Consider the following 16,516-nt stretch of genomic DNA (forward strand, 5'->3'; position numbering starts at 1 on the left):
GATTATGTAACACCACTACATTTTAAATACATATTCAGTATTTACCAAATAAATAATAAACAACAATTTAATATCCCCCCGATAATGAAAACCCCCCTAAGATTGTTAGTTTACTTGTTTTTAGTAAACGTTATTACCGCACAAACTAATAAACTTTGCACTTCTAAAGTAGTTGTAGTAGAAGACTTAAACACCATTGATAAATGCAAAGTAATCAATAGTAAACTTGATACTAAAGATAAGCCTGAGCGTCAGATATTCCTTAGATTAAGTCATGTTAACAGAAGATTTCTTCGTGTAAGAAAACCGGTCGATGACGCTTCAATAATAGAAGCTAAAGAAGCTGTTAAAGCCATTAGCGAACTTGATGCTAACGGTTTAAAAATTACTACAAAACCTACTGTTTCAAATAACAAAATTGTTGCAAAAAAACTTAGCACATCAGTCTTTAAACTTACTGAAGTAGATTTTATTCCAGTATTTGAATCATGTGAAGGAATAAAAGATATTTCAATTCTAATATGCTTTAAAACTCAAATAGGAAAGCATATTCAAGATAATTTTGAGTATCCTTTAGAAGCTCTTGATAATAATATTACTGGTAAAGTTACTGTACAGTTCCTTTTTGATAAAAACGGAACTATTAAAGTTGAAAAAGTTATTGACGAAAACCAGGAAAAAATATTAGGAGACTATTCAAAAGAATTAATATTGAGGTTACCAAAATTTACACCTGCAAAGAAAAATGGAATTTCTGTTCCGTTATCATATGAGCTTTCTTTAGATTTCTCCCTTTAACTATTTAGAGAAAAAAATGAGGAAGTATTAAAAAGAGAGTTTAGGGACTCTCTTTTTTTATGCGCATAACTTCGTTTAAAATCCAATTAGCTCTTAACTCTAACTCCTGAGGAAAATAAATGATTTCCTCTGGCTGTCTTTTTAATAAATAATCTCCTGTATCCCAAACGCCATTTTCATTTTCGTCAACTATTGCTTTTATGGTGTATTTTTTGGGGTCTAAGAGCGTAAATTCGACTTTTTGAGAAGAAGTTAAGTATACTCTTTGTTCCACCTTATCATTAGCTAATAATTCAATGATAACAGGTTTCTCAACTTCTTTTTGAATATCCATTATAATAGAACCATAATCTTCTACTTGTTTGGTGATAAAAAGATAATTCAAAGTATCTTTTGTTTGTGTATTATAAAGGTCTTTTATAGCCTTAGGAAGAAGTTTTAATCGATATTTAGATTGTGTTTTCATATCAAAGAAAACACCGAGTTTATCAAAAGCTAATTTTTTAACTTCAAAATCTAAATCAATTGAGTCGGAAACGGTAAGATTAAACTTCTCTAAATCATAATCTATAATCGGAGTATTAGTAGATATTGTAAGCGTATCCTTAAAATGCAGGCTTCTACTTTTAATATTTGTTGAAACCGACAGAGAGTCAATTTGTTTTTTTCTTAAAAAGACTTTAGTAGTATCAATATTGTCTTTATTCGTTACAATAAAATTTAGAGAGTCTAAGTCAACAGGTGTGTGCCAAAAATTTAAAGAATCTTTTTCCTTATTTAGTTTATAGTAAGATTTAAAGTCTGAAGGAACAGATGAAAGCATTTCCACTTTTATATCTTCTTGTTTTCCGGTAAAACCAAATTGAATTTTTCCTTTTTTAATTTCTTTTCCTCTTTTAAACTCATAAGGTTGATCTTCACTAAATAATGTTATTGGAGAATCAATAATACTATCTTTAGGTAAAGTAATCTCTTTATCGAAAAAACCAATTCTATCCGTTTTAGAATTAAATAGATAATTAGAAGTTTCTTCTTCTAGAGCAAAAACTCTATATTTTCCTTCACTAATGTTAGAGAAGTTAAAATTTACAGAATCTAAAGTTTTAGTAACATAATCTGGTTTTTTCTTATAAATAATTGAATCATTATAGGTCGAATCAATTTTATATAAAAGCACATTATAGTTTTTCTCTTTCTTTTTTGCTAAAACATCAATTACTGAACCTTTTAAAGTCAATGAATCTATAAAGTTTCCTGTAGAAAAAACATATTTAAAATTCTCAAGTTTATTATTCTCGTTATTATCTTGAATAGCATCACCAAAGTTAAAAGTATAGGTTGTGTTCTCTTTTAAAGTATCTAGAATTTTTATGTTTATATACTTACTTGGTGTTCCTTGCGGTGTAATTAAAGCAGGATTTTTAAAAGGAGGAGATATAATTAACTTTTTATTTAAATCCTTAAGCACAATATATTCGTCAAAATAAATACGAATAGAATTTCCTTTAAAGTTTATACTTTCATAAGCAGGTTTTGCTACTACCATAATAGGAGCATCTTCATCTTTGGGTCCACCACCAGGCGTTCCTTTTCTTGCACAACTTTGAAGGATGAAGATATAAGAAATGAAAAAAAGCAAGTATTTAAAAAACTTCACAAGAAAATGTATTTAAGTAAGTTCAAAAGTAGTAAAAAACAAGCTATGTATTTTCTGTAAACGCAATACTTAAAACACTTATTTTTAAATTCTCTGTTTTTAACAATTCTTTACAACAAGCTTCAATAGTTGCTCCAGTAGTTATAACATCGTCAACAAGCAAAACATGTTTGTTTTTTAATAGATTTTTATCCAACAACATAAAGTCTTTGCGAATCGTTTCCGCTCTTTCAAATCTAGTTTTAGAGGTTTGCGAATTGGTGTTTGTACTTCTTATCAATATATCTTGATGAATGGCGGCACCAAATTTTTCACTAATACTTTCACAGAAACTCAAAACCTGATTATAGCCTCTCTTTTTTAATTTTTTAGGATGAATAGGAACAGGAATAATACAATCTATATCATTCATAAAAGAAGAGGAGTTAATTCGCTCTGCATACCATGTGCCTAATACAGTTCCAATATCTGTTCTTCCTTTATATTTTAGTTGATGGAGAAGTTTTTGAGTGATATTTTTCTTATTGAAGTATAGAAAAGAAGCTCCTTTTTCTAAGTGTATTCGACCGTAAAAAACTTGAGTTATAAAATTGGTATTATAACTTTTAATAGGAATAATCGGAAGTTCATTAGCACAGAGTGTACACAAAATTTTTTCTGAATGAACCAATTGATTAGAACAATTAACACAGAAATTAGGAAAAAATACCCTTAAAAAGTCTTTAAAAAAACGCATATTTGCGAAGCAATTTTTTTATAAATATACAAATAGATCATTTTTTTTGGGGAAAAAGTTTAATTTTTTTAAAGAAGCCATTGCCACAGCAAAAACATCTGGGACCATAGCACCAAGCTCTAGGTTTTTAGCTGACAGGATGTTAAAGGGTATAGATTTCGAGTCTGCTGAGCTTATTATTGAACTTGGTCCGGGTAATGGTGCAATTACAAAACATTTACTTCAAAGAATAGGTCCAAACACTACTTTGATTTGTTTTGAAATCAATGAAAACTTTTATAATGAATTGCAAAAAATCAACAATCCGCAACTTATAGTTTTAAAAGAATCTGCTGAAAATGTAAAGAAGCAAATACAGAAATTGTCATTTACAGAGTCGGATTATATAGTTTCTAGTTTACCGCTTTCTATAATTCCGAAAGAAATTTCCATGAGTATCTTAAAAAAATCTCATGAAGTTCTTAAAGAAGGTGGAAAATATATACAATTTCAATACTCTCTTAATTATTTAAAAAAGTTAAAGCAGGTCTTTGGAAAGAAAAATATTTCTATTCAATTTGAAGCTATTAATATACCACCCGCATTCGTCTATCAATGCACCAAGAATTAATTGTGTAAAGTAACAATTAACCGTATTTCGATTTCTTATAATTCGTATTTTTGTGCCTTATGATAGAAACAAGAGAAGCAATTTCCGAAAAGGCAGTTTTGATTGGAGTAATTACTCAATTACAAAATGAAGATAAAGCATTAGAGTACCTAGATGAGCTAGAGTTTTTAACGATTACTGCTGGAGGTGTACCTGTAAAAAGGTTTTTGCAAAAATTAGACAGACCGAATCCTAAAACGTTTTTAGGAACAGGAAAGTTAGATGAAGTAAAAGAATACATAGACGCTCACAATGTTGGGACGGCTATTTTTGATGATGAATTATCTCCTGCTCAATTACGAAATATTGAGCGAATATTGGATTGTAAAATATTAGATAGAACAAACTTAATTCTTGACATATTTGCTGGTAGAGCTCAAACTAGTTCAGCAAAAACTCAAGTAGAATTAGCTCAATATCAGTATTTATTACCTCGATTAACAAGAATGTGGACACACCTTGATAAACAAAAAGGAGGTATTGGTATGAGAGGTCCTGGTGAAACGGAGATAGAAACGGATAGACGTATTATTCGTGATAAAATAACATTGTTAAAAAAGAAACTGGAGACTATTGACAGACAGATGTCTGTTCAAAGAAAAAACAGAGGTAAAATGGTTAGAGTAGCATTAGTTGGATACACTAATGTTGGTAAATCTACACTAATGAACTTAATAAGTAAAAGTGAGGTTTTTGCTGAAAACAAATTGTTTGCAACCTTAGATACCACTGTTCGAAAAGTAGTTGTTAAAAACATCCCTTTCTTACTAACTGATACGGTTGGTTTTATAAGAAAACTTCCTACACAACTGGTAGAATCTTTCAAATCTACCCTCGATGAAGTTAGAGAAGCAGACTTGATTTTACACGTTGTAGACATCTCACATCCTAATTTTGAAGACCATATATCGTCAGTAAATGATATTTTGGTCGAAATAAATAGTGCTAATAAGCCTACAATAATGGTATTCAACAAAATCGACGCCTATATTTGTGAAACAATAGATGAAGACGATTTAGTTACAGAAAAAACGAAAGCTCATTACACATTAGAAGATTGGAAGAATAAATGGGTTAACGATTTAAGTGAGGAAGTATGTTTTATTTCGGCAGAAGAAAAAACAAATATTGAAGAGTTCAAAGAAAAAGTGTATGATGAGGTAATGAAAATTCATACTAAAATCTTCCCATATAACAACTTTTTATACTAAAACTAATTTCCTGACACTAGAATTGTCAAAAATTCATCAAGAACGATTTAAAAAGGCAAAAACTTAGCAATCAAAAATAGAAGTTATTCTCTTTGCTAGTTTTGAAATGGAACATATTTAGTGTAAAGTTGATGTTTAATTACCTTGTTTATAGATTGTTATACAAGGAGTCATTCCCCAAATTATGAAAAAATTAGTAGTTTTTGCATTAATCACTTTTTCGATTAATGTTTTTGCACAAAAGGATACTTGTGAAACACCCGATGAAGCAGTAGAAGATTTAAACAGTATAACTAAGTGTACAATTAAACCTTCTAAGGATTCTAAAGATAAAAGAGCGAGACAAATTTCTGTTAGAGTTTCTGCACCAAAAAGACGTTTTTTAAAGAAAAGAAAGAGTTTAGTAGCAGGCGCTAGCAATTTAAGTTCTTCAGGACTAACTGAAACAAACCATTCAGATGGTATTTCTAAAACTGTTGCACTAAAAACAAATTTAGCTGCACTAACAAATACATTGTCTAAAGAAGAAGTTAGAAGCGCTGAAAAGTTTAGTACAGTAAATGATATTCCATTATTTGCTTCTTGTAAAGGAGAACAAGGAGATGCTCAGTTAGATTGTTTTAACAATGAGATGATGAAACATATACAAGAGCATTTTAGATATCCAGATGATGCATTAGTGAATAAGGTACAAGGTGAGGTTTGGGTACGATTTATTATAGATAAAGACGGAAATGTTACCAACATAAAAGCGCTAGGTCCAAAAGGTGCTAAAATTTTAAATGATGAAGCCATTCGTGTAGTTTCAAACCTACCTAAATTTATTCCTGGAGTTAAAGATGGTAAGACTACTTCTGTAAAATATGGCTTCCCAATAAACTTCTCTTTGGAGGATAACTAAATTTTTCTTACTTTAAGAAAGCAAAAAATCAATGTAATCAAACTATTAATTATGGTCAGAAAAGTACTTCTACTGTTATTTTGTGCAGTAAATTTTACACTCTTGGCACAGAACAAACTGTCAGGGTTAGTATTTGATGAATATTTGGAACCATTTCCTGGTGCCACAATTACATCAAGTGAAGGAACATCGGTAATTTCTAATATAGATGGAGAGTTTACCATCAATGTTAAGAAATTTCCTGTAACGTTAAACGTAACTTCTGTTGGATTTCAAAGCGAAATTGTCGAAGTAACAAGTATGTCTGATGACTTAAATGTTATTTTAAAAGAAGCATTTGTTTTAGACCAAGTAGTTATCTCTGCTTCTAGAACTCCTGAACGAGTAATGGAATCACCTGTAACTATTGAGAGAATTGATGGTAAGTATATTAAAAGAACTGCATCTCCAAATTTTTATGAAAGTTTAAGTAATTTAAAAGGAATCAACATCTTAGGTAATAGTTTTTCCATTAAAATTATAACTTCAAATAGAGGTTTTGGAAACACATTAAACAACCGATTTGTTCAGTTAGTTGACGGTGTAGATCAGGCAGTTCCAATTTTTGATTATTCGTTAGGTAACATTATAGGTTTAAATGAATTAGATGTTAAAAACGTCGAGATTCTGCCAGGTGCAGCTTCAGCATTATATGGGGCTAACGCCTTCAATGGTATCTTATTAATGACAAGTAAAAATCCATTTGATGATCATGGGGTAAGTACTTACTTTAAGTCAGGTGTTACTACTCAAGAAGATAGAGGGGCTTATGCGTTTTATGATGTAGGAGCTAGAATGGCATACAAATTCAGTGAACATTTTGCTGCAAAAGCAAATATCGTTTACACTAAAGGTGAAGAATGGCATGCAAGAGATTATAGAAACACCTCTGGTCAAGGAGGTAGAATTATCTCTGGAACAAGTCATGCTGACGATGTAGGATATGATGGTGTAAATATATATGGTGATGAAATAGGATTTAATTTACGAGACATTATTAGAAGTCTTGAAAATAGAGGTCAGTTACTACCTAACGGACAACCAATACCTGCTGGAAGTTGGTTAAATGTTGATAACGTTAATGTGTCTAGAGTAGGTTACCGAGAAGAAAATCTATTAGATTTAGATACCAAAACTTTGAATTTTAGTACCGATTTACATTTTAGACCATGGGGTAAAAATTCAGCTGAAATTATATTAGGTTCTAAACTAAGTTTATCTGATAACTTAATTCATGCTAGTAACAGATATAGCCAGCGTCAAGGATTTATGGAGCAGTATAAGCTAGAGGTAAAAGGTAAAAATTACTTTGTAAGAGGGTATTATACTGAAAATGATGCGGGAAATACTATGGATGGAAGACTTGCAGGTATTTTTATAGCTAATGAATGGAAAGATCATGCAACGTATTTTGGAGAGTATGGAGTTGCTTACTTAGCTTCAATCTTTACTGGAGCTACGAACGACCAAGCTCATGCTTTTGCAAGACAAGTTTCTGAAAGTGGAAGATTAGAGCCTGGAACACCAGAATATATTGCAAGTTTAAATAGAGCTAAAAATACTCCAATTAGTGAAGGAGGAGCAAAATTAATTGATCAAACTGGGTATTACCACGCTGATGCAAATTGGAATTTATCAGATTATTTTGATTTCGCTAATATTCAAGTTGGAGGTAGTTTTAGAAGTTACGCACTAGACTCTCAAGGACAGGTTTATACTGATGATGATGGAGTTTTAAGACATCGTTTATATGGGGTTTATGCTCAAGTTCAGAAAAAGTTTAAAGATGATAGATTAAAACTTACTGCTACAGCTCGTTTTGATAAAGCAAGAAACTTTGAAGGAAAATTTTCTCCTAGAGCAACACTTTCATACGCTGTTGGTGAGAGAAGAGATCATAACTTTAGAATTGGTTTCCAAACAGCCTTCCGTAACCCAACATCTCAAGATCAGTATTTAGGATTACAATTAGGAGATAGAGTGTTTTTAGGTACGGTTGAGGAAAACTTAACCAGAGAGGTAACAGTTACTCCATATCGTTCAAATCCAGCTATTTTAGCAACATTAACAGGTGAAAATGCATTTAATAATTCATTTACAGCAGAATCTGTTGATGCTTTTTTAGCGGATGTAAGACTAGGAAATACACCAGACGTAAGCTTATTAGAAAAAGCAGAATTAGAAACAATACGCCCTGAAACAGTGCAATCTTTTGAATTAGGATACAGGGGAGCAGTTGATTTAGCAGGAAAGCTTTTCGAATTTGACCTTGTTGGATACTATAACTTCCATGAAGATTTCTTAACAACTAAAGAGGTATTTGCTCCTTTTTATGGAGATGTAAATAACCCTTCAACTCCAGATTCAACTCCAGGTACAGAAGCAGGAACTGCAGTTGTTAGAAATGACATGTTACGTTATGTTTTAAGAACAAATACAAATTCTAAAATAGATACTTACGGGTTTGCAGCTGGATTCTCAACAAAAATTTTAGGAGGATTTGATTTTGGTGGAAGTTATACGTTTTCAGATTTTAAAGTAGACGCAGATAATATTGATTTTAGACCTTCTTTTAACACACCTAAACATCAGGTTAAATTACAGTTAGGTCATGAAAGATTATTTAAAAATTTTGGTTTTGGTGTAAATGCTAGATGGCAAGATGAATTCTTATATCAGTCAAGATTTATAGAAGCATTGGTGGAAGATAGATTAGTGTTAGATGCACAATTAAGTTTAGGATTTCCTAAGTTAAAATCACAAATTAAAGTTGGAGGTACAAACTTAACAGGAGAAAATTACACTACTGTTCCTGGTGCAGGTATTATTGGATCTCAGTATTATATCTCTTGGACAATAAATAATTAATAGTCAAAAACATAGATAGAATAAAGGTTGGCAATTTTGTCAGCCTTTTTTTTGTTAAAAAAAGCATAAAATTTAAAAGATATTCAAAAAAACTGTATTTTTGCATCCCAAATTTAAACCAAAAACTAACAACTACGTAATTAATTTTGAATATATGAAAATAAAAGTACTAGTAGTCGTATTGTTAGCCTCCCTTAACCTATTTGGTCAAGAATCTTGTGAAACTCCCAAAGAAAACGATATTCAAGACCTTAACAGCATTAGTGTAACTAAATGCTCAATCAAACCTTCTGAAAAAGGAAAAAGCAAAAGAACCCGACAAATTACTGTAAGGGTATCTGCTTCTAAAAGATTCCTGAAAAAGAGACAAGTAGCAAAAAAGCAAGCAGTTGCAAGTACTACTTCTCTTAATACATCAGGAGTTTCAGAAATTGCTACAACTCCTAGCATTTCAAGCTCACTTTCTTTAAAGAAAAAAAGTGCTGCAACAGATATCGCAGCTTTAACAAATAGCTTATCTGAGGAAGAAGTAAGAAAAGCTGAAAGATTTACAACAGTAGATGAATTACCATTGTTTGCGGGTTGTAAAAAAGCAAAAAAAGGAGACATGATTGATTGTTTCAACGAAGAAATGATTAAGCATATCAACAAACATTTCAGATACCCAGCCGAAGCTGTATCCAATATGGTGCAAGGTGAAGTGTGGGTTCGTTTTATTATTGACTCTAATGGTGATGTTAGAAACATTAAAACATTAGGACCAGATAATGCTGAAATTTTAGATGAAGAAGCAAAAAGAGTAGTGTCACAATTAACAGCATTTGTTCCAGCTCAAAAGGATGGAAAACCTGTTGCTGTTAAATATGGTTTCCCTATTAACTTTTCATTAGAAGAATAATAATTTACAATCCCTAAACAACAATCCCAATGTTTAAAAAGCAATTATTAGTAATTGTTTTTACCTTAAGTGCTATTGCAAATTTTGCACAGGTAAAAATTAATGGTGTAGTTTACAATGAATATTTAGAGCCTTTTTATGGAGCTAAAATTGTAAGTGGTTCAGAAACTACAGCATCAAACGACAACGGAGAATTTACCATTACTGTTAAAGGTAGTTTTCCTCAAACAATAACTGTTTCGGCTTTCGGTCATCAAACAGAAATTGTAGAAATCACAAGAGCAAACCAAAAAGTAAATGTAATTTTAAAAGAAAATTTACTTTTAGATCAGGTAGTAATCTCGGCATCGAGAGTTCCTGAAAGAATCATCGAATCTCCAGTAACTATCGAGAGATTTGGATTAACTGATATTAGAAAAACATCATCTAACTCTTTTTACGATGGATTAACAAACCTTAAAGGTGTGCAATCAAGAGAATTAGGTTACGGATTTAAGTCTATCAACACTAGAGGTTTTTCTGATTTTTCAAACTCTAGGTTCGTACAAATGGTAGACGGAATGGATACTGCTGCTCCAGCATTAAACTTTAGTGCGGGTAACTTATCAGGAGTATCTGAGTTAGATATTAATAATGTTGAAATCCTACCGGGTGCATCATCTGCATTATATGGGGCGAACGCCTATAATGGTGTGTTATTAATGAACACAAAAAACCCATTCGACTTTACTGGAATCAGTACAATGTTTAAGTCAGGATTTACAAATCAAGAGTTAGCTGGAACTAACAAGTTTTATGACTTTGCTGCTAGAATGGCGTACAGATTTAGTGATGCTTTCGCTGCTAAAGTTAACTTTTCATATTTCCAAGCGCACGAATGGTTAGCTAACGATACTAGAAATAAATTAATTGATACAGGCGAAATTGCTGAAGGAAGCATTAACAATCCATTAAATTACAATGGAATTAATTTGTATGGAGACGAATTTAACAACAGTATCAGTGTTCAAAATATAGGAATCAATTTCTTTAACGTTTTGTTACCGCAGGATGCTAGAGTTTATCGTACTGGATATGCAGAAAGAGATATATTAGTTGACGAAAAAGCAAATAACTTAAGATTCTCTGCGTCTTTTCACTACAGACCATTTGAAGATAATAGATTAGAATTAATCTTCTCTACTAGAATGGCAAGAGGGAATGGTTTATTACAAGGAAACGATTCAAGATATTCTCAGAGAGAGTATTCTATTGGACAATCTAAGTTTGAAGTGAAAGGTGAAAACTTTTATGTTAGAGCATATCATACAAGAAATGATGCAGGAAACAGTTATAGTTTAGATGCTACAGGTGCGGTACTTACTGCAAGATCTCAAGCTAACAACTTAGTTGGTAGTTGGGGAGTTGATTACTTACTTGGTTTAAGTAATAACGGTGTAGATTGGAATAACTTAACTGCTGATATTTCTATTTTAGAAGCAGCAAGAGAATATGCAGATAGCTTTGGTTTGCAACCAGGAACACCTGAATTTAAACAAGCATTTGATGATGTTAGATCTACGTTAATTACTGAAGGAGGTAGTAGAATTTTTGATAGAAGTTCTTATGTACATGCTGATGGTAATTATAACTTTAAGAGTTTATTAAATGATTGGGCTGATGTTCAAGTAGGAGGATCTTTCAGACAATATAATCCAGATTCTAGAGGAACAATCTTTAATGATGCAGATCAAACAATTCGAGTAGAAGAGTATGGTTTTTATTCTCAGATTCAAAAGAAGTTCTTTGACGAAAGATTAAAGTTAACAGCATCTGTTCGTTATGATAAATCTCAAAACTTTGATGGGAATTATTCACCTCGTTTTGCTGTAAACTATGCATTAGGAGAAGATAAGAACCATATTGTTAGAGCTTCTTACCAAACAGGTTTTAGAAACCCAACTATTCAGGAGCAATATTTATTTAACCAACCAGGAAGAAAAATCAATTTAGGTACTTCATGGGCTAACTTAAATACGTTAGATGTTCAAGGAATTACTGGAGACGATATTATTAATAATTCATTATTAACGCGTACTGTATTCCCAGATGATACTAATTATCAAGGACCACTTTATCAAAAGTCTACTTATACAGCTATTGTACCTGAAGAAGTAAAAACTATTGAATTAGGATATAGAAGTATGTTCCCTATTACAGATACAAACAATATTAGTATCGATGTAAACGGATTCTACAGTATTCATAATGATTTTGTATTCTTCCAAGATATCTTAACTCCTACTGCAGGAAAGGTACTTCCTTTCGGAAATACTCCAGTAACAGCAACTCAGTTACAAGATCCTAACGTCGCTAACGGATTTATTGATCCAGCTACTAATGTTTTAGTTTTAGATGCAGAAGCATTAAACTCTAACTTACAAGAATTTAATATTGTAACTAATAGTAAATCTGTAGTTAATTCTTACGGAGCAAGTATTGCAGTAAACACAAAAGTATTTAATCGTTTTGACTTAGGTTTAAGCTACGATTACATTAATTTCTCTTTTGATGATAAGGATTTAGGTCTTTTCGAACCAAACTTTAACACGCCAAAGCATACATTCAAAGCACAATTAGGAAATGAAAACCTATTTAAAAACTTTGGATTTAATGTAAGCGGAAGATGGTTAGATGAGTACAGATGGGTATCTACATTTGTAAAAGGAAATGTTGATGCAAGAACTGTAATTGACGCACAGTTAAATTATAGAATTCCATCAATCAAATCTAGATTCAAAATTGGAGGAACTAACTTATTTGGAGACGAGTATTTTGTTGCTCCTGGTACAGGACAAATTGGACAGACATATTACATTTCTTGGACAATTAACGACTAAGAAAATAGTAAATAGCATAAAACAAATAACCCAGAGAAATTTCTCTGGGTTATTTGTTTTTATATGATGGATGATATAAAAAGCTATTCTATTATTCCTAAACGTTTAGCACGTTGTTCCCAGCTTTTTCTAGCTAAATTTTGTAAATCAGCTACATTATCACTTTCATCCATTATTTCTAAACCTAATAATGTTTCAATGGCATCTTCTTGCGTAACAATTCCACTTACAGAACCAAACTCATCAACTACTAAAGCAATATGTTCTCTTTGTTCAATTAGTTTTTCAAATAGTTCTGGTATTGGTAATTCTCTATTGGTAACAATAATATCACGTTTAATTGTTTCTAGTTTTTCATCTCCTTTACCTCTTATAATAGCTTCTAAGAGCTGATCTTTTAAAAAATACCCGATTATATGGTCAGGTGTTTCTGAGTACAAAGGAATACGCGAAAAACGCAATGTAGGGTTTTCGTCAAAGAATGATTGAATTGTTTGAGAAGCATCAGCCGTTTTTAGCACCGTGCGAGGTGTCATAATATGTTTTGCCCAAACCTCTTTAAAACCTAACATGTTTCTAATAACCTTACTTTCGTTTTTATGGAAAACACCCTCCTTTTCAGCAATTTCAGTCATAGCTGAAAAATCTTCCCTACTCAACACACTTTCTCCATGTCCTCCTTTACCAAACATTTTGGTAAAAAGTTGAAGCACCCAAATGATACCGGTGTATTTAAAGAAGAAAATTAAAATATTTAAAGCTGAAGTGGTAATACCCGCTAGAGATTTCCAATACGTAGCACCAATGGTTTTTGGAATAATTTCAGATGCAACTAAAATAAGAATTGTCATGATCGCCGAAACAATAAAGACACCACTAAAAATTCCATTTCCTGAATCTTCAGCAAAAACATTTTCGGCTTCAGAACCAACTAAAATAGCGCCAACTGTATGGGCAATAGTATTTAGAGTTAATATTGCAATTAAAGGTTTGTCTACATCTTTCTTTAAGATTTCTAATCCTTTTGCATACGATTTACCTTCTTTCTTTTTTACATTGATAAAAGTAGGTGTAACACTCAATAAAACAGCTTCAAGAATTGAGCATAAGAAAGAAAAGAGTATCGATATAACACCATAAAAAATAAGTAGTCCCATTTATGTAATTTTTTGTAAAAATAAAAAAACCCCAAGACTATTTCTTGGGGTTTGTAATGTTTTATGAAATTGATCTAAAAAACGTAATTAACTCCTAAACCAAATACTTCTCTTGTTTGAAATCCTTTGAAAGCATTATCATCATAAATAGTTTGTAATGCTAAGTTAGCCGATAAATACTTGTTGATTTTCATTACAATATTTACCGTGTAATCTAAATCTACGTTTTGAGGATCTTCTAAATAGTTGCTGTATAGGTTTAAAATGTTTTCTACAGATACATTTTCCATTAAGTTAAATTTGTAGTAAGCACCTACAGCAGCACCTAACTCGTAACGAGTAGTTTCACCAGCATCAACACCAAAAGCAGGAGCTAAATCTTCCGATAAAACAACTAATTTAGATGTACCTGGAGCAATGTTTACTTTTAAATTATCACTCTTTTTCCATAACATACCTGGTCCAAATTGGAAATAAGCAGGTGAGAAAAAGTGAGATTGTTGTACTCCGTTAACATCCGTTGAAGACATTTGAGTTTTAAAGTTAAAAAATGCAGAATAAAACCAATATCCGTCTGCTTTTTTACCTAATAACGAGTTTAGTTCAAAACGATCATCCGTTTTTTGTAAACTCTGTCCTTTTAACTTTGTTAAACCGTAAGAAGCTATAATTTTATTATCCCAGTTCCAGTCTCCTCTTAAATAATTAAAATCGTAGTTTAAGCTTAAGTTACCAGCGATACTGTTTGTTCCCCCAGCTAACCAATTGTTAAAAGCTGACTGATTGAATAGAAAAGACAAAGTACCTTCTTTTTTCCATCCTTCTTTTGGTTCTTCTTTTTTTTCCTCTTGAGCAGAAAGAGTTAATCCTCCTAATACGATAGCAATAGCTAATAATTTTTTCATTATTTAAATTATAATTTATTAAGTATTAATTTTTGCGCAAAATTACGCTTTCTTCAGCTATTTAGACTACGGAGAGTAGAAAAAGTCACATTTTAAAGAAAAACATAATTAACACCCAAACCAAATAGCTGTCTGAACTGTATTCTACTGGAAGCGTTATCATCAATAATGGTATGAAAACCAAGGTTCGTAGAAAAATAATCACTAATTTTCACTAAAAAGTTAACTTGATAATCTACATCTATATTTTGAGGTTTGTCCAGATAATCAGCATATAAAGCCAAGATGTTTTCCATTGTTAACGTTTCTGTTATCGAAAACTTGTAGTAAGAAGATAAGTTAAATCCTAAACCAAAACTAGTTGTCTCACCTTCATCAACCCCATATTTACCTGAAAACTCTTCTGAAACAAAAGTAAACCTTGATGAAGAAGGAGCAATATTAACAAACTCATTATCTGATTTTTTCCAAAGCATACCTGGTCCAAAACTTAGGTAAGCAGGTGAAAATAAATCTGAAATTGCTAATACAGGAGTTTTTTTGTAGTCATAACCTCTAGTATACTGAGTTTTTAAATTGTTGTAAAATGAAAAAAACCAGTCCTTTTTTGATTTATAACCTAGTAAAGAATTGTATTCTAATCGATCATCAGTTTTTCTAACTCCTTGTTTATCTATATAACTTAAACCGTAGGCAGACGTAATTTTATTATCCCAATTCCAATTCTTCTTTTTGTAATTAAACTCGTAGTTTATATTTACATTTCCAGCAACGGTATTGGTACCACCAGCAACCCAATTTGAAAAGGTAGATTGGTTTAAAATAAATGTTAACTTGGTAATAGTATTCCATTTTTTGGGGATACTATCTGTTTTCTTACTTTCTTGTTTTTTTGTTTCTTGAGAAAAAGCGATTTGACTTAATAATAGAATAAAGAAACATAGTTTTTTTATCGTACTAAAAAACATGGGGATTATTTTTTCTTGTATAATGGAACTGTTGAGCAAGCTTCACCAAACATAATTGATTTAGTTACAGCTTGTACTTTACTTATTAATAATGTGTAGGCAGTTTCAGGAATTGGTTTGTTGGAACAGCCTTTTATAATAACGGGTTTATCTTTAAACGAGGTAACATCTATGTTATTAATGATGTCTACATATAAAATTGTTTCTAGCAGGTCTAAATTACCAATAACTACTTTTTTAGCAAAGGGATTAAGTTGTGTTGTTAACAACAAATAAGCCCAAGAAGGAATGATTGCATCCGTTGAACAACATAAAGCAACATAAGCATCTTGGTATTGAGACCAATCGTGGTTTTTAACCTGTTCTCTAAAATCTTTTTCTCTTAACAATAAACCTTCAAACAACCAATCTGAAACATCAAATACAGTTCTAGGTCCAGAAAGATAGAAATCTTCTAAATCAATGGTTACTAATTTACTGTTTGCTACTCTATTTATAATTTCTTCTACCATAGAAACTGTTTTATAACATTCCTAATTCAAGCTTTGCTTCTTCACTCATCATATCTTGTGTCCAAGTAGGATCAAAAGTAATTTCAACCTCACAATCGTTAATCTCTTTTAAGGTTTTTACTTTTTCCTCTACTTCTACAGGTAAAGTTTCAGCTACAGGACAGTTTGGAGATGTTAATGTCATTAATATTTTTGCATCGTTCTCTTCCGAAATAAAAACATCGTAAATCAACCCTAATTCATAAATATCAACTGGAATTTCAGGATCGTATATGGTTTTTAACACACGTACAATTTTATCTCCTAATTCTTCTAATTTATCTTCTGTCATGATCAAA

Annotated in this window: 14 protein-coding genes; 7 read left to right on the forward strand and 7 right to left on the reverse strand. The window is 31.4% G+C overall.

All coding sequences use genetic code 11. From position 1 onward, the window contains the following. Positions 1-84 precede the first annotated feature (84 nt). Positions 85-798: an energy transducer TonB gene (locus EV195_RS11615; RefSeq protein WP_132795128.1), complete on the forward strand. Its 714-nt coding sequence runs from the start codon at positions 85-87 to the stop codon at positions 796-798. A 40-nt stretch (positions 799-838) separates the two neighbouring features. On the opposite strand, the gene EV195_RS11620 is transcribed toward EV195_RS11615, so the two are convergent. Both EV195_RS11620 and EV195_RS11625 read right to left on the reverse strand, forming a co-directional pair. Further along, the gene (locus EV195_RS11620) at positions 839-2,455 is read right to left on the reverse strand and encodes an Ig-like domain-containing protein (RefSeq protein WP_243693109.1); all 1,617 of its coding nucleotides are present in this window, start codon (positions 2,453-2,455) and stop codon (positions 839-841) included. Between the two features lie 43 nt (positions 2,456-2,498). Then, complete coding sequence (locus tag EV195_RS11625) at positions 2,499-3,104, reverse strand: ComF family protein (protein ID WP_165915728.1); 606 nt, start codon at positions 3,102-3,104, stop codon at positions 2,499-2,501. A 133-nt stretch (positions 3,105-3,237) separates the two neighbouring features. Between EV195_RS11625 and EV195_RS11630 the strand changes: the two genes are divergently transcribed. From EV195_RS11630 to EV195_RS11655, 6 genes are all read left to right on the forward strand, one after another. Continuing rightward, positions 3,238-3,801, forward strand: coding sequence for a class I SAM-dependent methyltransferase (locus tag EV195_RS11630; protein WP_243693110.1), 564 nt, complete (start codon positions 3,238-3,240; stop codon positions 3,799-3,801). 59 nt (positions 3,802-3,860) lie between these two features. Then, a complete protein-coding gene (gene hflX, locus EV195_RS11635) occupies positions 3,861-5,051 on the forward strand; it encodes a GTPase HflX (protein ID WP_132795130.1) in 1,191 nt (396 codons plus the stop codon). A gap of 184 nt (positions 5,052-5,235) precedes the next feature. Continuing rightward, a complete protein-coding gene (locus EV195_RS11640; RefSeq protein ID WP_132795131.1) occupies positions 5,236-5,952 on the forward strand; it encodes an energy transducer TonB in 717 nt (238 codons plus the stop codon). 102 nt (positions 5,953-6,054) lie between these two features. Continuing rightward, on the forward strand, positions 6,055-8,859 hold the full coding sequence (locus EV195_RS11645; protein WP_165915729.1) for a TonB-dependent receptor plug domain-containing protein: 2,805 nt from the start codon (positions 6,055-6,057) through the stop codon (positions 8,857-8,859). Between the two features lie 154 nt (positions 8,860-9,013). Next, on the forward strand, positions 9,014-9,757 hold the full coding sequence (locus EV195_RS11650; RefSeq protein ID WP_132795133.1) for an energy transducer TonB: 744 nt from the start codon (positions 9,014-9,016) through the stop codon (positions 9,755-9,757). Positions 9,758-9,786: 29 nt separating this feature from the next. Then, positions 9,787-12,636, forward strand: coding sequence for a TonB-dependent receptor (locus EV195_RS11655; protein WP_132795134.1), 2,850 nt, complete (start codon positions 9,787-9,789; stop codon positions 12,634-12,636). An 83-nt stretch (positions 12,637-12,719) separates the two neighbouring features. On the opposite strand, the gene EV195_RS11660 is transcribed toward EV195_RS11655, so the two are convergent. The 5 genes from EV195_RS11660 to EV195_RS11680 form a co-directional block, all read right to left on the reverse strand. Next, positions 12,720-13,793 (reverse strand): CNNM domain-containing protein, encoded by a 1,074-nt coding sequence (locus tag EV195_RS11660; RefSeq protein WP_132795135.1) that lies wholly within the window; start codon positions 13,791-13,793, stop codon positions 12,720-12,722. Positions 13,794-13,867: 74 nt separating this feature from the next. Beyond that, entirely contained in the window at positions 13,868-14,698 is an 831-nt protein-coding gene (locus EV195_RS11665; protein WP_132795136.1) for a DUF3078 domain-containing protein, read from the reverse strand. A gap of 92 nt (positions 14,699-14,790) precedes the next feature. Beyond that, entirely contained in the window at positions 14,791-15,666 is an 876-nt protein-coding gene (locus EV195_RS11670; protein WP_243693111.1) for a DUF3078 domain-containing protein, read from the reverse strand. 5 nt (positions 15,667-15,671) lie between these two features. After that, positions 15,672-16,178, reverse strand: a complete 507-nt coding sequence (locus EV195_RS11675) for a DUF2480 family protein (protein ID WP_132795137.1) — start codon at positions 16,176-16,178, stop codon at positions 15,672-15,674. Between the two features lie 10 nt (positions 16,179-16,188). Next, positions 16,189-16,509, reverse strand: coding sequence for a DUF59 domain-containing protein (locus tag EV195_RS11680; RefSeq protein WP_132795138.1), 321 nt, complete (start codon positions 16,507-16,509; stop codon positions 16,189-16,191). Positions 16,510-16,516: the final 7 nt, after the last annotated feature.

The organism is Tenacibaculum skagerrakense (assembly GCF_004345825.1).
Lineage (GTDB): Bacteria > Bacteroidota > Bacteroidia > Flavobacteriales > Flavobacteriaceae > Polaribacter > Polaribacter skagerrakensis.